Below are 19760 nucleotides of genomic sequence, written 5' to 3' on the forward strand. Positions count from 1 at the left end.
AGTACGGAGAACCACCATGAGCCAGACACAGGCAGAACGACTCCAGGCGGAGCGCAAGCTGGCGGAAAACCAGTTCGACATCACCCAGTACGATCATGTGCCCCGGCGCTACTACGGGCGGATCTTCTTCGCCACGGTGATCGTCATCGCACTCATCGGCCTGGTGCGCGCCTTCGCCGAAGGCAAGATCGAATGGTCGTACATCGGCCAGTTCCTGACCTCCCAGGCGATCATGTGGGGCCTGCTCAACACCGTCGTCATGGCGGTGCTGGCGATGGCGCTGGGGATCGTGTTCGGTGTGATCACCGCGATCATGCGCATGTCGGCCAACCCGATCCTGCGCTATGTGGCGCTGATCTACACCTGGCTGTTTCGCGGTACGCCGCTGATCCTGCAACTGCTGTTGTGGTTCAACCTGGCGCTGATCTTCCCCACCATAGGCATCCCCGGCCTGTTCGAAATGGACACCGTGAGCCTGATGACCCCATTCGTGGCGGCCCTGCTTGGCTTGAGCATCAACCAAGGTGCCTACACCGCTGAAGTGGTGCGTGCCGGTCTGCTCTCGGTGGACACCGGGCAGTATGAAGCCGCGAAGTCGATCGGCATGCCGCGCCTGCAAGCGCTGCGTCGAATCATCCTGCCCCAGGCCATGCGCATCATCATTCCACCGGTGGGAAACGAGTTCATCGGCATGGTGAAAATGACCTCGCTGGCGAGCGTCATCCAATACTCGGAACTGCTCTACAACGCCCAGAACATCTACTACGCCAACGCCCGCGTGATGGAGCTGCTGATCGTCGCCGGCATCTGGTACCTGGCCACCGTCACCGTCCTGTCCTTTGGTCAGAGCCGCCTGGAGCGTCGTTTCGCCCGCGGCGCCGGCAAGCGTTCCTGAGGAGTTCCCCATGAGAAGCATCGTCAAGGCCGTGAGCCTGAATAAATACTACGACCAGTTCCACGCGCTCAAGGACATCAACATCGAAGTCGAGCAAGGCGAAGTGCTGTGCATCATCGGCCCGTCCGGCTCGGGAAAAAGCACCTTGCTGCGCTGCGTCAACCAGTTGGAAAAAATCGACAAAGGCGGCCTGTGGGTCGACGGCGAACTGGTGGGCTACCGGATCGTCGGCAACAAGCTGCACGAACTCAACGAAACGCAGATCGCCCGCCAGCGGCTGTCCACCGGCATGGTGTTTCAACGGTTCAACCTGTTCCCGCACATGACCGTGCTGCAGAACATCATCGAAGGACCGTGCCAGGTGCTCAAGCGCTCACCCAAAGAGGCAAATGAGGAAGCGCTGGAGCTGCTCGCCCGCGTCGGCCTGGCCGACAAGCGCAACAGCTACCCGATCGAGCTTTCGGGCGGCCAGCAGCAACGCGTCGCCATCGCTCGTGCATTGGCCATGCGCCCCAAGCTGATGCTGTTCGATGAACCCACTTCGGCACTCGACCCGGAACTGGTCGGTGAGGTGCTGTCGGTGATGCGCGATCTGGCGCAGACCGGCATGACCATGATCGTCGTCACCCATGAACTGGGCTTCGCTCGCGAGGTTTCCAACCGCATGGTGTTCATGGACGGCGGGCAGATCGTGGAGGCTGGAAGCCCCGAAGAAATACTAATAAGTCCGCAAAACCCTCGCACCCAAAGCTTCATTTCTGCCGTTCGAACCTAAGCGCCCGTTGGCGCTCACAACACTCAAAAGAGAACGACCATGAAGAACTTCGTTATTCCAGCATTGCTCGCAGGCGTTATGGCATCCGGCTTCACCCTCGCCACTGAATTGCCGGCCAGTATCAAGGCCAAGGGCGAGATCGTCGTAGCGATCATGCCGAACTACCCGCCGATGGATTTCAAGGACCCGGCCACCAACACCCTCACCGGTCTGGACTATGACCTGGGCAATGCCCTGGCCGAACGCCTGGGCGTGAAGATCAAATGGCAGGAAACCGGCTTCGAACAAATGATCAACGCCCTGACCACCGACCGCGTGGACATGGTGCTGTCGGGCATGACCGACACCGCCGAACGTCAGGCCAGCGTGACCTTCATCGACTACTTCACCAGCGGTCCGCAGTTCTACACCCTGCAGAAAAACAAGGACACCAACGAGATCGTCGACCTGTGCGGCAAAAAAGTCGGCACCAGCCGCCGCACCACCTTCCCGACGGAAATTGCCGAGTGGAGCAAGGCCAACTGTGAAGCCGCCGGCAAGCCTGCGATCAATGTGATCGGCACCGAAGGCTCGGCCGATGCCCGTGCGCAACTGCGCCAGAGTCGCATCGATGCGGCCATGCAGGGTAGCGAAACCCTGCCCTACCTCAAGACCCAGGAAAAGGACATGTACAAGACCGTGGGCCTGCCGATCTCCGAGCAGTTCAGTGGGATGGGCGTGAGCAAGAAAAAACCCGAGCTCAGCGAAGCGGTGAAGGTTGCGCTGCAGAGCATGATCGATGACGGCAGCTACCAGGCGATCCTTAAAAAATGGGACTTGGAACTGGGTGCAATCAAGACCGTTACCATCAACGCCGGGAAGTAACCGCGCCCCCCCTAATCCAATGAGGGAGCGGGCTTGCTCGCGAAAGCGATGAAGCCGGCGCAGATGTTGAGTGTGCCGACTTCATCGCGAGCAAGCTCGCTCCCACAGGGATAGGTTGTGTATTTGAAAGATTATTGGAGCACTACAGATGTCCTCCTCGCCCCAACCCACCTGGCCTGACAAATACAAGGCCTGCCTGGCCCTGGCCTTCGACCTCGATGGCCCGACCGGTGACGCCATGCTCAACGGCTCGATCTGGCGCAAGCCCGAGTACTTCGGTTTCGGTGGCTATGGTCCTTACCGGGCGCTACCACGCCTGCTCGATCTGCTCGACGAGTTCCGTATCCCGACGACATTCTTCGTGCCGGCCTGGGTCGTAGAGAACTGGCCGATACAGTGCCAGGCGATTGTCGAACGCGGGCATGAGGTGGCTTATCACGGCTACAAACACGAATCTTTTTACGCCCTGACGCTGGATCAGCAAAAAGAGGTGATGAACACCTCCCGCGAGGTGTTCTGGAAACACCTGAACATTCGCGCAGAAGGTTTTCGGACGCCGTCCGGCGACTGGCGTGCCGAAACCCCGGCCATGCTGGTGGAGGCCGGCGTTACCTATTCCAGCAGCATGCGTGGAGACGATCGACCGTACTTGGTGAACGTGCCGGGGTTCGATACGCCGCTGGTGGAAATCCCTGGCCGCTGGGAAATGGACGACTACGCCTCCCTCGCCTATACCCGCGCGCCGAACTTCCCTTGCGGGCTGGACCGCACGGCCAGCTACGCGCTGACCTTGGATAACTGGTGCCGCGAATACGACGGCGCGATGGGCGAAGGCTTATGCCTGACCACCCTGTTCCACCCCAAGATTACCGGTAAGCCGGGGCGCATCCTGCTGCTGGAAAAACTCTTCGAGCACATGCGCCAGCGCGACGACGTATGGTTCGCCACCTGCCGCGACGTCGCCCAGTGGTGGCTAAAGGAGCATCACCATGGCTGATCTCACTCCCTGGCCGAAAGGTTATCGCTGCGCCGTGGTACTGAGCGTCGATTACAACGACATCCACGGCATCCTGACCCAGGCCCCGGAAGTCGCCGGACGTGACAAGACCTTGTCGGTATGGCGCTACGGCACCCAACGCGGCGTGGAGCGGTTGCTCGGCCTGTTCAAGGAACTCGAGGTCTCCAGCAGTTGGTTTGTCCCCGGCATCGTTGCGCAGGAAAACCCCGAACACATTCAGGCGATCCAGGCCGACGGCCATGAAATCGCCTGCGCTGGTTATCGTCATCAAGACTACGACACGCTGGACCTGGCCGCGCAAAGCGATGACATCGCCAAGGGCTGTGAGGCCCTGGCCGGACTGACCGGCCAGCGGCCGGTCGGCTTTCGAATCCCGGCGGGCAATGCCGCACCGGGGTTCATCGAGGCCTTGAAAGTCCAGGGCATCCGCTGGTCCTCGTCGTGGTGCGGCGATGACTTGCCATTCGCTCACCCAACTGCACCCAGCGTCATTGAACTCCCCCTGCATCATGAACTGGAAGACGAGCCTTACTTCGCCTTCAACCTGAGCCCGGCGGTGCCGCCGGGGCAATCGCGGATCGCGTCCTACAGCCACACCTTGGGCAACCTGCAGATGGACTTCGCTGGGTTTCATCGCTTTGGCCTGTGCTACGTCCTTCGCCTCCACCCGGAAATCATCGCCACGCCGGGACGGATAGGCGTGTTGCGCGAGTTGATCGAGGGCATTCAACAGCACGATGACGTGTGGATCGCCACGGGGGCCGAGGTCGCGCAGTGGTGGGCAGAAACCGCAACGCCAGTCGCCGAGGATCATCCGGCGTCCGTTTACGAGCGACATTATCGGGATTACGTTTTATGAGCGAACGTCTGCAACGTCTGGCGCAATTCTGTGTGGACCTGCGGTTTGAAGATTTGCCTCCTGCATTGGTGGCGCAAGCCAAGCGGCACATTCTTGATACGTTCGGCGCGACGCTGGCCGGAGCCGATAGCGGTGTCGCAGAACAGGCGGGCAAGGTGTTTGTCGGTGAAACGGGTGAGGTGTCGGTTTGGGGCACTGATCTGCAGGTTAACGCGGCTCAGGCAGCAATGCTTAACGGTGTTGCCGCCCATGCCCTGGAGCTGGACGACACCGGTGGCTGCGATCATTCCGGTGCCGTTGTGCTCCCGGCGGTGATGGCGGCAGTTTCGCTGCTCGCGCGGCCAGTGAGTGGTCGTGAGTTCATCTGTGCCGTAGTGATCGGCTACGAAGTGGGCCGTCGGGTGCTCGAAGCATGCGGTGGCTATTCAGCCCACAACGGCGCCGGTTGGCATTCCACCGCGACCTGTGGAGTGTTCGGTGCGGCAGCAGCCAGTGCATGCATCCTGGGCCTGGATGCGCGGCAAACCCTCGCGGCGCTAGGCATTGCCGGCAGTTTCAGCGGTGGCCTGTGGGCCTTTATCCACGACGGTTCGCAGAGCAAGAAACTGCACAGCGGACGAGCCGCAGAAGGTGGGCTACTGGCGGCGCGGTTTGCCCAACAGGGCATCAGCGGGCCGACGCAGTTGTTCGATGAGGTCTGGGGTGGTTTTCTGAAAACCCTCGCCCCGGAGACCTCCATGCCCGAAGCGCTGGATGCGGACCTTGGTGTGGTCTGGAAGCTCGCCCGTTGCTCGATCAAACCCCATGCCTCCTGCCGCGGGACCCATTCGGCCATCGACGCTCTGGGGCTGCTGCTGGATCAACTGAATGCACGGGTCGACCAGGTCGAAGACGTGCAGGTATTGCTGAGCAGGTTTCTCCACAACATGTGTGGCGGTCAGGACGTCAGCACCCTTGCAGCCGCGCAAATGAGCCTGTCGTATGCCTTGGCCGCGCGGCTGGTGCAAGGGCATTGTCGATTGCAGGCTTTTGACGACTCGCAACGCAACGATCCGCATATGACCCAATGGCTGTCGCGCATTCACCTTGAAATCGACCCGCGCCTGTCCGAGGATGGCGAGCCCGTGGTGACGCTGCGGACCGTGGATGGCCGGCAGGCGAGCTTGTGCGTGGAAGTACCATTGGGCGCGCCAGGCAATCCGCTGACTGATGTGGCTCTGGAGCAGAAGTTTTTCAGCTTGACGATGCCGGTGATGCCGCGGGAACAGGCTGAAGGACTACTGGAGCAATTGTGGCGTATTGAAGAACTGCAATCGGTACGCACACTGGATCGGTGGCTTGTCCGCGCTCGCAGCGACGCGGTATTGCGGCGAACGCCAAAAATCTGAATAAGGACATTTATAGCTCCGTGGCCACTTACTCGCTCGTTATCCGACGCTTGATGATCGTTTCACTGACCATCGTCGTCAGCCGCGCCATTACCAGTCCATTGCTCACGTTATTCCTGAGCAATAAGTTGGGCCTCAACCAACAGGATGTCGGCTTGCTGCTCGGTATCGCAGTGTTCATCGCCACCCTGTTGGCACTGTATGGTGGCTATGTCATCGACCGCCTGGAAAAGCGCCGCCTGCTGATCCTGGCGATGCTCTCCAGTGCCATCGGTTTCATCCTGCTGACCTTTGCCGAAAACCTCTACCTGACCACCATGACCGTGGTAATCACCGAGACCGCGTCAGCGCTGTTCCTTATCGGTTCGAAAGCGATCCTCAGCGAAAACCTGCCCATGGGCCAGCGCGCCAAGGCATTTTCCCTGCGCTACACCCTGACCAACATCGGCTATGCCACCGGCCCCATGCTCGGCGTGGTGATTGCCGGTGTCTACCCGATTGCGCCGTTCCTGATCGCCGGTGGCATCGCGTTTTTCAGCATCTTCCTGATGACCGGAATCCCCAGGGATGCCGCTCTGACACCGGTCATTGGTCAACCGCCCAGTTTTCTCAAGACGCTGAAGACCCTGAAAAACGACCGCACCCTGATCATGTTCACCTGCGGCTGCCTGCTCAGCACCGTGGTGCACGGACGCTTTACTCTCTACTTGTCGCAATACCTGCTGGTGACCCACGACTCCAAACGCGCGCTGGACATCATGGCCGCCCTGCTCGCCTGCAACGCCGTCACCGTAATTCTGCTGCAATACCAGATCGGCCGGTTCCTCGATCGCGAGAAGCTGCGCTACTGGATTGCAGCGGGCACCAGCCTGTTCATTCTTGGCCTGATCGGCTTCAGCCTGGCAGACGACATGGTGAGCTGGTGCGTGGCGATGTTCATTTTCACCCTCGGTGAAATGATCATTTACCCGGCCGAATTCCTTTTCGTCGATACCCTGGCGCCGGAAGAGCTGCGCGGCAGCTACTACGGTGCTCAAAACCTGGCAGCTCTCGGCGGCGCCTTGAGCCCGGTGATCTGCGGATACCTGCTGATGCATACTCCGGCCCCCACGATGTTCTATGCGTTAAGCGCACTGACCGCCATGGGGGGCCTGCTGTGCTTCATGAGTGGTCGCAGGATGGCGATAGTGAAAAAGTAATCTGAGCCAGGCACCGTACGAAAAGTAATGTCGTAAACCACAACCTGTCAGGCTTCTATTACGGCGCCCGAGCACGCGGCGCGATGAAGTTTATTGCAGACCGGGATATGCTAAGGCGCCATCTGCCCGGTTGGCCTGGCTTGCAAGGAATGCGTCATGGAGTTCGTGGTTCATAGCTATTGCCTGAAAGGCGCACGCCAGGAGCCTTTGCTGCCTCCCGTCACCCTGACACCGAGTTCGTTGACCTTGACGGTCGCCGAGCTCATTCGCCTGACCGTGGCCGAACAGATCGCCGCGTTGTCGGTCCAGCATTGGCTGGAACAAGCGTCGATGCGTGAAATGCTCGACCGCCAGTACCTGAACGAGCGGGACGTTCTTCGGCAGGCCCGTGAAGGCGCGGTTGTCATGCCTCAGGCCCGCGCGGCTCCAGACCTGGATGTCGGCGTTGAGGTCGAGCGAGCCCTGAAAGGTTTTGAAGCCCGTGCATTCCGCGTTCTGCACAACGGCGTCATGCTGCAAAGTCTCGACGAGACAATCGAATTGAGCCCCCCTTTCACGCTCACGTTTATCCGCCTGGTGCCGCTGATTGGCGGTTGATCCTCGTCGTTCACTTCCCTCGGATACCCTCATGCAATCACGCCGTCCTGTGCCCGAACAAGCCACACGCCTCGCTGCGCTGCGAGCATTCTGTGATAACGCGTTGGATGACTATCCCGAGCTCAGCCAATATGACGAATTCGAGCCCGATTTCTGGGACGGCATCGACTGCCTGCGCATAGCCGATGACTGGGTCAGGCAGCATCCCCAGGAGGGGCCCAAGGCGCTGGCGGATGGTTTTGTGTTCCCGACCGTTTGGGACGATCTGGAGGACCGTCGCGATCAACAGCGCTATGGCCTGCAATATCGACTCTGCGATGCGTGGATCACGGCTCACCCGGACGCCTATGCGCTGGAGCAGATCTGCGCGCGACTGCGGCACATGCTGCAATTCGCCTTCGAGGACAGTGACTATCCATTGCCCACTGACGAAGATGGCCCGGCCTATTACCGAAGACGTCCGGACCAGGCCTGGGCCTTGCCTGACGTCCCGGCGTGCATCAATCGCCTGAGCCATTACCCGTCCACCCCGGCCTGGCAGGCCTTCGCCGAATGGTTGCTGGACGGCAGTTGGAACCGCGAGCAGCCCCCTTCAACGCCGGGTGGTGAACAAAGGACACTCGCCGATGCGTATATCTACGGGCACGAGGAAATCAGGCGCATCGCGTTGGGCCTGATGGAAGCGGGCCGCCTCGATTACCCGCGCTTCGTCCGGGCGGCCAATACCTGGGGCCGCGCCATGATGTTCTATTCCGACGACGCCGGGCTGGACAGCGATGATGTGGACCTGGATCGATACGCTGATGAAGATTTCGACGAAGACGACTCAAACGACGATGACCCGCAAGACATCGATGATGAGTCATCTCAGCCGGACGACGCCCCCGCCGAAGTGCCCTCGGAACTGGCGAACTTCACCGCTCGTTACGTCGAGGACGCCCTGGCTGGATTACCCGACAACGCCGTGAGGCTGGCTGACACCTTCCGTTCGGTAGAGGTGTATCAGACTCGCTGGTTGCTACAGGCCTTGGCGGCCATCGAACGACTGGGCATGGCGCCGGATGACTTTGACAGCTTCGGCGATACGGCCGCGGTACTCCAATGCTTCCTGCTGCTCCAGGATCTGCCCAAAGACCAATCGGCAGCGCTGCTCGCGGCGTTGTCCGGCTTTTCAAGAAACACCTTGCTGACCGCCCTGCCCTACGCCGGACAAGCCAGCCCAGTGGTGCTCGACGCCCTCGGCTGGCGTGACCTGCAAGCGTTCCAGCGTGAATACCTGAACATTGCCCTGGCACCTCGATCCGGCTGGGGCACCGACCTGCCCAATACGCTGGATGAAACCGTGGGTGTGGTGGATCGCTACCTGCTGGACAAGGCGCTGGCCGAGGCCGACCCAGACCACCTGCGCGAGTACCTCGCGGCACTCGAACCCTCGCACTGGGCGTTTCCCGAGACGCGCGTGCTGCTCGACGCCTACCAGGGCATCGGTCGAGCGGCGCTGGAAAAGAAGTTGACCCGCCATGCACAGGCGGCCATGCGCATCTATGGTGTACTGCCCGTCAAGGATGCGGACGACGTACGCCAACGCTATCTGACACTCAAGAAACTGCACAAAGAGGTGCGCAAGTACGGCGCTGAACGCCAGGCCAACTCCCACGCAGCGGTGCAGGCAGGCCTGGAAAACCTGGCGCGTGTCGCCGGTTACCCCTCGGCAATTCGCCTGGAGTGGGCCATGGAATCGGAGATCGCCGAGTCCGCCCTGACAGCCGCCACCGTCGATGGCTATGACATCACCCTCGTCATCGACGGCTTGTCGCCCACGTTGACCATCTGCAAAGCCGGAAAGACACTCAAAACCGCGCCGCCTGCGGTGCGCAAAAACGCCGATTTCATCGCCCTCAAGACGCAGCAAACCCAGCTCAAGGAACAGATCACCCGCTTCTGCCGCACCCTGGAAGCGATAATGAGCAGCGGCGAAACCCTGGCCCTGGACGACCTGAAGCCGCTGTTGAAAATGCCCGCCGTTCGCCTGCTGCTCGAACAACTGATTGTGCAGGCCGACGACGCTGCGCTGGGCTGGCTCGATGCCGCGACGCTGACGGTGACTGACCTTGAAGGCCGCCAACACGTCGCTGAAAAGACTCTGCGTATCGCCCACCCATTTCATCTGTTCACGGCAGGGCAACTGTCGGCCTGGCAGAAAGAAGTGGTGACCCATCGCCGCGTGCAGCCGTTCAAACAGGCCTTTCGCGAGCTATACCTGCTGACACCTGCTGAGCGAGACACCGGCCTGTGGTCCAACCGCTTTGCCGGCCACCGCCTCAAAGCCAAAGTCGCCGCCCGGTTGCTACAGGTCCGCAACTGGTCGACCTCCAGCGTCGAGGACATCTATTACGAGAGCAAAGAGCACGGTATTTACGCCCTGTTCAACTTTCTGGATACCGGTCATTACCTCTCGGAAACAGAACACTTTACCTTCGACACGATTGCGTTCCACCGCAACCACAAAGCCATCCCCCTTGAACAAGTACCGCCGCTGCTGTTCTCGGAAGTCATGCGTGACGCCGACCTGCTGGTCTCCGTGGCCCACGCCGCGGACGACTACAGCACCAGCCAAGAAACCCTGCAACGACGCGCCGAACTGGTCGGTGAGTTGATTCAGGGGCTAGGGTTGCAAAACGTTAAATGCGAAGGGCATTTTCTGCACGTGACCGGCCAGCGTGCGAACTACCGCATTCATTTGGGCAGCGCGGCCATCCACATCGAACCTGGCAACTATCTGTGCATCGTGCCCGCAGGCAGCAGCGTCACGGATTTCTACCTGCCGTTCGCCGACACCGACAGGAAAATGGCCGAGGTGCTGAGCAAGATGTTTCTGTTGCTGGACGACATGAACATCACCGATAGCCTGATACTGGAGCAGATACAGCGCGGCGGCTGATGGTCAAGAAAATCGAATGACGTCATTCAAACATTTAGAACACATTCACCCGGCTCAGAGCTTCGCTTTCGCCAGATCCGCAATCAGAAAATCCCTGAAGGCACAAACCGCTGCCGGTAAATTGCGTCCAGCCATGCTTTGCAGTTCGATGCGCCGCGCATGCATGCCTTCATCGAGGATCGGCAAGCATTGCAGGGCCTTGTCCGCCACCTGTTTGTGCAAGGTCATTTCGCTGGCCAGGCTGATACCCCCCTCTTCGCGGACGAAGCTATAGAGCGAGGCAACGTAATTGGTGGTCAACACTGGGTCGAACAATAACCCCTGTACACCGCAACAGATGTCGAACAGTTGCCGAATCGTGGTGTCGGCCTTGGGTAACGCAATGGGCCAGGGTTGCAACTCAGCGAGGCTGACCGCTTCACGCCCGGCCAAAGGATGAGCGTTGGAGACCACGGCAAAAATCGCCCCGCTCAGGACATGTTCGACCTTGATTTCCTTTTGCGGCGTCAGGCTGAAGGTCATCGCCAGATCGGCTTCGCCGGAGCGAACCTTCTCGGTCGCTTCGGCAGGCGCACAGACCTCCAATGTGAAATGAATGCCCTGATACTCACGCCGGAACGCGCTGATGGTCCTGGGCATGTATTCCAGCGCAAATCCTTCCGAGCAGGCGACATGCACATGACCTCGTTGCAAGCCATGCAGCTCGGTAATTTCCAGCACCACCTGCTCGGCCTCAAGCTGCGACTTGCGCGCATAAGCCGCCAGTCGTACCCCCGCCTCGCTCAGCACCATGCCCCGGGCACGACGCTCGAACAGGCTGGCGTCCAGGGCCAATTCAAGCTTGGCAATCTGCCGGCTCACCGCTGACGCCGCGACGTTCAGCCGTACCGAGGCTTCGCTGATCGATCCGCATCGCGCCACTTCAAGAAAATAGCGCAATGCCGTGGACTGCACACCATACAGCTGCATCGGTGCCCCCAAGGTTTGCCTTTTCGGCAAAGGAAGTATCGAAATATTATTCTTGTGGCATTGATAGCCTTTCCCTACATTCGTGTCCAGATCAAAAAAAACATGACCTGGTCTTTTTACCCTCCTTTGCGCTTTTGCGATTCGCTGCCCTTTGATTCAACCACTCTCGCCAACGGAGACGACGGCATGGGCATCAAAGGTTTCGCCTGCACTATTGCGCTGATGGGCTTCATCAGCAGTTTTCCGGCTCATGCCGGTAAAGCCAACGACACCCTGGTTTACGCTTCCGACAGTGAGCCTGAAAACATCAGCCCCTATCACAACGATCTACGCGAAGGCGTGATTCTCGGGCGGCTGATCTGGGACAACCTGATCTACCGCGACCCCAACAGCGGCCAATACCAACCCATGTTGGCCACTGGCTGGAAACAGGTCGACGACACGACCATCGATTTTGAGCTGCGCAAAGGCGTCAAATTTCACAACGGCGACGCCTTCACCGCCGACGACGTGGTGTTCACCCTCAACTACGTGGTGTCGCCCGAAGCGAAAGTCGTGACCGTGCAAAACGTCGACTGGATCAAGAGCGCCGAAAAAACCGGTGACTACAGCGTCCGCCTGCATTTGAAGAAGCCCTTCCCTCCGGCGCTGGAATACCTGTCCAACGCCGTTCCGATGTTCCCCAAGCAGTATTTCGAGAAGGTCGGCCTGGCCGAATTCAGTCGCAAGCCAATCGGTACCGGGCCGTACAAAGCCGTGTCGGTGGTGGCTGGCGAAGGCGTGACGATGGAGATCAACAAGGACTACTTCCCGGACAGCCCACAAGGCAAGCCCCATATCGGCCACCTCAAGTTCCGGGTGATCCCGGATGCGGAAACCCGCCTGGCCGAGTTGATGACCGACGGTGTCGACTGGACGTGGCGCGTGACCCCGGATCAGGCAGTCGACCTCAAAGGTATGCAGAGCCTGACCGTGACCAGCGGCGAAACCATGCGCATCGGTTTCCTGATTCTGGATGCCCGGGGCACCTCCACTGAAAACTCGCCCATGAAAAACCTCAAGGTGCGTCAGGCCATCAACCATGCGATCAACCGCAACGCGCTGGCCACGCAATTGGTCGGTGGCGAAGCCAAGCCCTTGCAGGTGGCCTGTTATCCAGGCCAGTTCGGCTGCGATACCACCGCGGCCACGGTCTACGACTATGACCCGGCCAAGGCCAAGGCGCTGCTCGCCGAAGCCGGTTACCCGAATGGCTTCGAGACCGAAATCTTCGCTTATCGCGACCGTGACTACGTCGAAGCCATCATCGGTAACCTGCGTGCCGTGGGCATCAACGCCAAGCTGCGCTTCTTGAAGTACGCCGCCCTGCGCGACCAGCAGCGTGGCGGCAAGGTGCCCATGTCGTTTCAGGCCTGGGGCTCGTTCTCGATCCTCGACACCTCGGCGTCGGCCGGCACCTGGTTCAAGGGCAACCCGGACGACAACATCAAGGATCCGCAAGTCCAGGGTTGGTTGCAGACCGCTGACAACGCCCTCGACCCGCAACTGCGCAAGGACAACTACCGCAAGGCGTTGCAGCGCATCAGCGAACAGGCGTACTGGGCGCCGCTGTTCAACTACTCGATGAACTACGCCTACACCTCTGACCTCGCGTTCACGTCGTACCCGGATGAGCTGCCGCGTTTCGTTCAGTCCAGTTGGAAATAATCCGCACAGAGCGGATTGATCCAGAGGTGCCGTGGCTTGCGGACTGAGCCGCACCACGGACACCACCTGACATGTCATCCATTGGATACGAGGAAACTTGCCATGCTTGGATTCCTTCTGCGCCGGCTGGGCATCGCTATTTGCGTGGCCATTACCGTGTCGGTGATCAGCTTTTCTCTGTTGCACCTGTCCGGCGACCTGGCCACGGCCATTGGCGGACCGGAAGCCACCAGCGAACAGATCGAACAGATCCGCGTGCAATACGGCTTGAACAACCCGCTACCGACCCAGTACTTCAACTGGCTGGGCGATTTGCTACGGCTGGACCTGGGCGACTCGTTTTTCTTTCAGGAGTCGGTCTACAACCTCGTCGCCAGCCGTTTGCCGATTACCCTCGGGTTGGGGGCCATGGCCCTGGGTATCGCCTTGCTGGTGGCGATTCCACTGGGTGTGCTGGCGGCGGTCAAACGCGACACCTGGGTTGACCGGTTGGCCTTGAGCATCGCGGTGCTGGGCCAGGCGATGCCCAGTTTCTGGTTCGCGCTGATGTTGATCGTGGTGTTCGCGGTGACGCTCAAGTGGCTACCGGTGTCCGGCAACTCGACCCTGCTGCACTTCGTCATGCCGGCCATTGCCTTGGGCTACTACGCGACGCCGGCCATCATGCGCCTGACCCGTGCAGGCATGCTTGACGTGCTCAGTTCCGATTACATCCGCACGGCCCGCGCCAAGGGCCTGCGCCCTGCCCGAGTGTTGTTCAAGCACGCACTGCGCAACGCCTTGATTCCAGTCGTCGCCCTGGCGGCGGTGGAGTTCGGTTTCATGCTCGGCGGTTCGGTGGTGATCGAAACCGTGTTTTCCCTGCAAGGCATCGGACAACTCGCCTGGGACGCCATCGCCCGTGACGACTTTCCGGTGGTACAGGCCGTGGTCCTGCTGATTGCGGTGATCTACATCATCCTCACCTTGCTGGCCGATGTGCTCAACGCACTGCTCGACCCGCGCATCCGCGTGCGCTAGGAGGCTTACATGAGCACCCCCACGACCCTCGCGATCAATGACTACCTGCCACCCCCCAGCAGCTTGAGCCGAGTACTCGGCAAGAGCTTTCGCCATCGTGGTTTCGCCATCGGCGCGGTGTTGTTGCTGATCATCTTCACCGGCGCACTCTTCGCCCCGTGGCTGGCGCCCCATGACCCTTATGCGCAAGACGTGATGCTGCGCATGAAACCGCCGGTGTGGATGGCCAACGGCACCTGGGAGTACATCCTCGGCACCGACAAGCTGGGCCGTGACTACCTCTCGCGCTTGCTATACGGCGCACGGATTTCGCTGTTCATCGGCATCGCGGCGGCGCTGATTTCCGGCTTTATCGGCACCGTCATGGGGCTGTTGGCGGGTTACTACGGCGGCAAGGTCGATGCATTTATCAGCTACCTGATCACCACCCGGCTGGCGATGCCAGTGGTGATGGTCGCGCTGGCCTCGGCCTCGCTGATGGGCGGCTCGCTGAAAGTGGTCATCGTGCTGCTCGGCTGCCTGCTGTGGGATCGCTTCGCGGTGGTGGTCAGGGCTTCGGTGCAACAGATTCGCGATGCTGAATATGTGGCCTCGGCCCAGGCGCTGGGCTGCTCGACCCTGCGCATTCTGGCCAGTGAAATCCTGCCCAATCTGGTCGGCGCGCTGATCGTTGTCGCGACGCTGGAAATGGCCCACGCGATCCTGCTGGAGTCGGCCCTGTCGTTCCTCGGCGTTGGCGTGCAACCGCCGACGCCGTCCTGGGGCTTGATGATCGCCGAAGGCAAACCCTACATGTTCTTTTCCCCGTGGGTCATCGCCATTCCCGGCGTCGCCCTGATGATTCTGGTGCTGGGCATCAACCTGGTCGGCGACGGCCTGCGCGATCTGATCCTGCCCGACGGCCGCAACTGATAGACGGCCTTACTAATAGAGGGTACCGGACATGGCACTACTCCATGTTGAAAACCTGCGCGTGGACATCCCCATGGGCAACAGCCCGACGCCGGATGACATGCTGCATGCCGTGCGCGGTCTGGATTTTGAAGTCGAGCGCGGTGAAATGCTGTGTATCGTCGGCGAATCCGGCTGCGGTAAATCCCTGACCTCGCTGGCGCTGATGGACCTGTTGCCACGCAAGGCCAGACGCACCGCGTCCCGGCTGACACTGGACGGCATCGACATGCTCGGCCAGAGCGAGCGGCGCATGTGCGACCTGCGCGGCAACCGTCTGGCGATGATCTTCCAGGAACCGATGACTTCGCTGAACCCGGCCTACAGCATTGGCGACCAGCTCAGCGAAGTACTGACCCAGCATCGCAAGGTGTCACGCAAGGATGCCCTGGCGCGCGCCGCGCAGATGCTGGAGAAAGTCGGTATCAGCAACGCCACCGAACGCTTGCGCCAGTACCCGCATCAATTGTCTGGCGGTTTGCGCCAGCGGGTGATCATCGCCATGGCGTTGATGTGCGAGCCGGACCTGATCATCGCTGATGAACCCACCACGGCATTGGACGTGACCATCCAGGCGCAGATCCTGCGCTTGATCCGCGACATTCAGAAAGAGCTCGGCCTGGCGGTGATTTTCATCACCCACGACCTTGGGCTGGTGGCACGGATCGCCGATCGGGTCGCGGTGATGTATGCCGGGGAAATCGTCGAAACCGCCCCTGCCCTACAACTGTTCGAGAACCCGCAGCATCCGTACACCCGTGGTCTGCTGGCCAGTATTCCAATCCCCGGCCGGACCAAACCGGGCGAGGCACTGGGTTCGATTCCAGGCCTGGTGCCAAGCCTGGTGGGCGAACAGCAAGGTTGTGCGTTCCGCAATCGTTGCGCCCAGGCGATAACGGCCTGCGCGCAAGACATCCCCGAAATCGAACAGGACGGCCACATGGCGCGCTGCCTGTTCGCCGCACCGGCCCCGGCGCCGATTCGCCTTCAAGAGAGGGCTCGGTCATGAAAAAAGACATTGCCTTGGAGCTGTGCGACATCCGTCGCGAGTTTCGGATCAACAAGGGCTTGTTCAAACCCACCGCCACCCTGAAAGCCGTGGATGGTGTTTCCCTGCGCCTGATGCGTGGCGAGACCCTCGGCCTGGTAGGTGAGTCCGGTTGCGGAAAAAGTACCCTGGCAAAGCTATTGCTCGGTCTGTTGGCGCCAACCAGCGGCGATGTGCTGATCAATGGCAAACATCTGGCAGCGACGGATCGCAAGGCAATGGCCCGGCACATCCAGCCGATATTCCAGGACCCGTATTCCTCGCTGAACCCACGCAAGACACTGCGCGAAATCATTACCCTGCCGCTGATCGTGCATGACATCGGCAGCCCGGCCGAACGGCGCAAGAAGACCGAAGCGATGCTCGATGTGGTCGGCCTGCCCAAGCGCGTCATCGACAGTTATCCAAGCCAACTGTCCGGCGGCCAACGGCAACGGGTGGCCATTGCCCGGGCGTTGATCATGCGTCCTGACGTGTTGATCTGCGACGAACCCACCTCGGCGCTGGACGTGTCGGTGCAGGCGCAGATTCTCAACCTGCTGCAAGACCTCAAGCGCGAATTCGGCCTGACCTATCTGCTGATCAGCCATAACCTGGCGGTCATCGAACACCTCGCCGACCGGGTCGCGGTGATGTACTTGGGGCGTATCGTCGAGGAACGCACCCGCGAAGCGTTATTCGCCAAACCCGGCCACCCCTACACCCGCGCCTTGCTGGATTCGGTGCTCACGCCCGATCCGCGCCTGGGCATTCCCGAAATCGGCCTGCGCGGTGCCTTCCCCAATCCGATGTCACCGCCCTCCGGTTGCGCCTTCCATCCGCGCTGCCCGAGCTGCTTCGCCCCCTGCAAAACGGCCTACCCGGCCAATGATCCGATTATCGGCGGCAACGTGCGTTGCCACCTCCACGACAGTCCCGCCCAAACACTGGAGCTTGTCCACTCATGAGTCGTTCACTGGCCATCAGCAACACCACCGAGCAATTCGATAGCGGCGCATTTTTCAATCTGCTCGAACGCAGCGTCGCCTTGCACACCGAAAGCCAGGCAACGGACAGCCGGCCCGAGTTGTATCGCTACCTCCATGAGTTCATCACCCCGCATGTCGAGGCGATGGGCTTCAGCGTCAAGATCTATGACAACCCGGTGGCAGAGCGCGGTCCCTTCATGATCGCCACGCGCATCGAGCATCCGGAACTGCCGACCGTACTCAGCTATGGCCACGGTGATGTGGTACGCGGCTATGAAGCGCAATGGCGTGAGGGGCTGTCGCCGTGGCAAGTCATTGCCGAAGGTGATCGCTGGTACGGCCGAGGCACGGCGGATAACAAAGGCCAGCACCTGATCAACCTGACCGCGCTGGAGCAAACCCTCAAGGCTCGCGACGGCAAGCTGGGGTTCAACGTCAAGCTGCTGCTGGAAATGGGCGAAGAAGAAGGCTCTCCGGGCTTGAATGCATTCTGTGCCGCCCACAGTAAAGAGCTCGCCGCGGATGTTTTCATCGCCTCGGACGGCCCGCGCCTGGCGGCCTCACGACCGACGATTTTTCTCGGTTCACGGGGGGTGTTCAACTTCGAGCTGGTGGTCAATCTGCGCGAAGGCGCTCATCACTCTGGCAACTGGGGCGGGTTGCTGGCCAACCCAGGCATCATCCTGGCCAATGCCATCGCGAGCATGGTCGATGAACACGGTTGGGTGAAAGTGGCGGGCCTGATGCCTGAATCACTGCCTGAGCCGGTTCGCCAGGCACTGGCCGATATTGACGTCGGTGGCGGACCGGGCGATCCGGACATCGACGCCAACTGGGGTAACCCGGAGCTATCCCTGAGCGAAAAAGTGTTCGGCTGGAACACCCTCGACGTCATCGCCTTCAAGACCGGCAACCCGGATGCTCCTGTGCATGCGATCCCCGGCAAGGCCAATGCCCATTGTCACATCCGTTTCGTGGTGAACAGCGACTACACGACCTTTATCCCGGCGGTGCGCGCCCACCTGGATGCCCATGGTTTCAGCAATGTCGAGGTCAAGCAAAGCCATGTCGAGGTGATGCATGCCACGCGGCTGGACCCGCAGAGCCCATGGGTCAATTGGGCGCTCAGCTCCTTGGCACAGACCACCGGCAAAAAACCCGCGCTGCTGCCAAACCTCGGTGGCTCGCTGCCCAACGATGTGTTCGCCGATGTGCTCGGCCTGCCAACCTTGTGGGTGCCGCACTCGTACCCGGCCTGCTCACAACATGCGCCGAACGAACATCTGCTGGCACCGGTGGTCAAGGAAAGCCTGCAAATCATGGCCGGGCTGTTCTGGGACCTGGGCAACGACGCAGCACGCCTGACCCAGGAACATCAGTTGCGGGAGCAGGCGCAATGAGTGCCACTGCACAACAGGCGCTGGACTGGCTGGCTGACCAGCGCCCAGCCATGGAAGCGCTGCTGCAGCGTATCGTCGACACCGACTCCAACAGCTATGACAAGGTGGGCGTCGACGCGGTGGGGGCGCTGCTCGCGGCGGAACTGGAAGCCGACGGCATCCTGCTCAAGCGCATGCCGGTGGAGGGTTTTGGCGACGTGATGCTCGCCGAAGTGCCAGGCGAACCTGGCAAGCCGGTGTTGCTGCTGGGCCATCGCGACACGGTGTTCCCCAAAGGCACCACCACGACGCGCGGCTACAGCCGCGACGCCAACCTCGCCTATGGCCCCGGTGTCGCCGACATGAAAGGCGGCCTGGTGCTCAACTGCTTCGCGCTCAAGGCACTCAAGCGCGCCGGTTCGTTGCCCTATCCGGTGCAGGTCCTGTACACCGGTGACGAAGAAATAGGCTCCGGCAGCGCCAGGACCCATATCGAACACGCCGCCCGTGCCGCCCGCGCCGTGCTCAATACCGAACCCGGTCGGGCCAGCGGCAACGTGGTCAGCGCCCGCAAAGGCGGCGCCACGCTGATCATCGAAGTCAGCGGGCGCGCGGCGCATGCCGGGGTCAATCATGCCGACGGCGCCAGCGCCATCGAGGCCCTGGCACGCAAGATCGTCAAGCTCCATGCCTTGACCGATTACTCGGCAGGCATCACCACTAATGTGGGCCTGATATCCGGAGGCACGTCCAGCAACACCGTCGCGCCTAGCGCCTGCGCGCGACTGGACGTACGCTTCATCGAACTCAAGCACTGGGATCAAATCCTTAGCGCAATCCTGGCCATCGTCGCCGAAGAAGAACTGATCGGCACCCACGCCATCCTCAAGGAAGCGACCACCTTTCTGCCGATGGAGGCCCGTCACAGCGAACGATTGCTGCACATCTACCAACAAAAAGCCCTGGCGCTGGGTTTCAGCGTCGAAGGCGAATTCACCGGCGGTTGCGCCGACTCCGGGTTCACCGCCAGCCTGGGCATTCCAACCCTGTGTGGCCTCGGTCCGGTGGGGGGCAAGGTCCACACCGATCGTGAATACCTGAAGCTGGACACGCTGGTGCCTCGCGCCCAGGCGTTGGTGGCGACCATCCTGTCTGTCGGTGAAAGCGGTTGATGGCCCGGTT

At 60.8% G+C, this 19760-nt stretch carries 17 protein-coding genes; 16 read left to right on the forward strand and 1 reads right to left on the reverse strand.

Annotated elements, in window-relative coordinates; all coding sequences use genetic code 11:
* Window positions 1-16: 16 nt before the first annotated feature.
* The 9 genes from BT116_RS01155 to BT116_RS01195 all read left to right on the forward strand — a co-directional run bounded on the left by BT116_RS01155 (window position 17) and on the right by BT116_RS01195 (window position 10536).
* On the forward strand, window positions 17-895 hold the full coding sequence (locus tag BT116_RS01155) for an amino acid ABC transporter permease (RefSeq protein WP_063321800.1): 879 nt from the start codon (window positions 17-19) through the stop codon (window positions 893-895).
* A 10-nt stretch (window positions 896-905) separates the two neighbouring features.
* Window positions 906-1670 carry an amino acid ABC transporter ATP-binding protein gene (locus BT116_RS01160; protein WP_008001408.1) on the forward strand — a complete coding sequence of 255 codons (765 nt, stop codon included), beginning with the start codon at window positions 906-908 and terminating at the stop codon, window positions 1668-1670.
* Between the two features lie 39 nt (window positions 1671-1709).
* A complete protein-coding gene (locus BT116_RS01165) occupies window positions 1710-2534 on the forward strand; it encodes an ABC transporter substrate-binding protein (protein ID WP_072339281.1) in 825 nt (274 codons plus the stop codon).
* Between the two features lie 148 nt (window positions 2535-2682).
* Window positions 2683-3531 (forward strand): polysaccharide deacetylase family protein, encoded by an 849-nt coding sequence (locus BT116_RS01170; protein ID WP_063321802.1) that lies wholly within the window; start codon window positions 2683-2685, stop codon window positions 3529-3531.
* Window positions 3524-4411 carry a polysaccharide deacetylase family protein gene (locus tag BT116_RS01175; protein ID WP_072339283.1) on the forward strand — a complete coding sequence of 296 codons (888 nt, stop codon included), beginning with the start codon at window positions 3524-3526 and terminating at the stop codon, window positions 4409-4411. The genes BT116_RS01170 and BT116_RS01175 overlap by 8 nt, the downstream gene beginning before the upstream one ends.
* Window positions 4408-5799, forward strand: a complete 1392-nt coding sequence (locus BT116_RS01180) for an MmgE/PrpD family protein (protein ID WP_072339285.1) — start codon at window positions 4408-4410, stop codon at window positions 5797-5799. Before BT116_RS01175 ends, BT116_RS01180 begins: the two co-directional genes overlap by 4 nt.
* A gap of 20 nt (window positions 5800-5819) precedes the next feature.
* Window positions 5820-6998 carry an MFS transporter gene (locus tag BT116_RS01185; RefSeq protein ID WP_063321805.1) on the forward strand — a complete coding sequence of 393 codons (1179 nt, stop codon included), beginning with the start codon at window positions 5820-5822 and terminating at the stop codon, window positions 6996-6998.
* Window positions 6999-7154: 156 nt separating this feature from the next.
* The gene (locus tag BT116_RS01190) at window positions 7155-7595 is read left to right on the forward strand and encodes a hypothetical protein (protein ID WP_072339287.1); all 441 of its coding nucleotides are present in this window, start codon (window positions 7155-7157) and stop codon (window positions 7593-7595) included.
* A gap of 31 nt (window positions 7596-7626) precedes the next feature.
* The gene (locus tag BT116_RS01195) at window positions 7627-10536 is read left to right on the forward strand and encodes a DUF4132 domain-containing protein (protein ID WP_072339289.1); all 2910 of its coding nucleotides are present in this window, start codon (window positions 7627-7629) and stop codon (window positions 10534-10536) included.
* A 54-nt stretch (window positions 10537-10590) separates the two neighbouring features.
* Here the strand turns inward: BT116_RS01195 and BT116_RS01200 are convergent, their stop codons facing one another.
* A complete protein-coding gene (locus tag BT116_RS01200; RefSeq protein WP_072339293.1) occupies window positions 10591-11505 on the reverse strand; it encodes a LysR substrate-binding domain-containing protein in 915 nt (304 codons plus the stop codon).
* 186 nt (window positions 11506-11691) lie between these two features.
* Here BT116_RS01200 and BT116_RS01205 point away from each other — a divergent pair, with 186 nt between their 5' ends.
* The 7 genes from BT116_RS01205 to BT116_RS01235 all read left to right on the forward strand — a co-directional run bounded on the left by BT116_RS01205 (window position 11692) and on the right by BT116_RS01235 (window position 19750).
* Window positions 11692-13212: an ABC transporter substrate-binding protein gene (locus BT116_RS01205; RefSeq protein WP_072339295.1), complete on the forward strand. Its 1521-nt coding sequence runs from the start codon at window positions 11692-11694 to the stop codon at window positions 13210-13212.
* Window positions 13213-13314: 102 nt separating this feature from the next.
* Window positions 13315-14232, forward strand: coding sequence for an ABC transporter permease (locus BT116_RS01210; RefSeq protein ID WP_072339297.1), 918 nt, complete (start codon window positions 13315-13317; stop codon window positions 14230-14232).
* Window positions 14233-14241: 9 nt separating this feature from the next.
* Entirely contained in the window at window positions 14242-15144 is a 903-nt protein-coding gene (locus BT116_RS01215) for an ABC transporter permease (RefSeq protein WP_072339299.1), read from the forward strand.
* A 31-nt stretch (window positions 15145-15175) separates the two neighbouring features.
* Window positions 15176-16192, forward strand: coding sequence for an ABC transporter ATP-binding protein (locus BT116_RS01220; protein WP_072339301.1), 1017 nt, complete (start codon window positions 15176-15178; stop codon window positions 16190-16192).
* Window positions 16189-17178: an ABC transporter ATP-binding protein gene (locus tag BT116_RS01225; RefSeq protein ID WP_072339303.1), complete on the forward strand. Its 990-nt coding sequence runs from the start codon at window positions 16189-16191 to the stop codon at window positions 17176-17178. Before BT116_RS01220 ends, BT116_RS01225 begins: the two co-directional genes overlap by 4 nt.
* A complete protein-coding gene (locus tag BT116_RS01230) occupies window positions 17175-18599 on the forward strand; it encodes a M20 family metallopeptidase (RefSeq protein WP_072339305.1) in 1425 nt (474 codons plus the stop codon). Before BT116_RS01225 ends, BT116_RS01230 begins: the two co-directional genes overlap by 4 nt.
* Window positions 18596-19750, forward strand: a complete 1155-nt coding sequence (locus BT116_RS01235) for a M20 family metallopeptidase (protein WP_072339307.1) — start codon at window positions 18596-18598, stop codon at window positions 19748-19750. The genes BT116_RS01230 and BT116_RS01235 overlap by 4 nt, the downstream gene beginning before the upstream one ends.
* Window positions 19751-19760: the final 10 nt, after the last annotated feature.

The organism is Pseudomonas sp. NFACC16-2, from assembly GCF_900119205.1.
Taxonomy (GTDB): Bacteria; Pseudomonadota; Gammaproteobacteria; order Pseudomonadales; family Pseudomonadaceae; genus Aquipseudomonas; species Aquipseudomonas fluorescens_Q.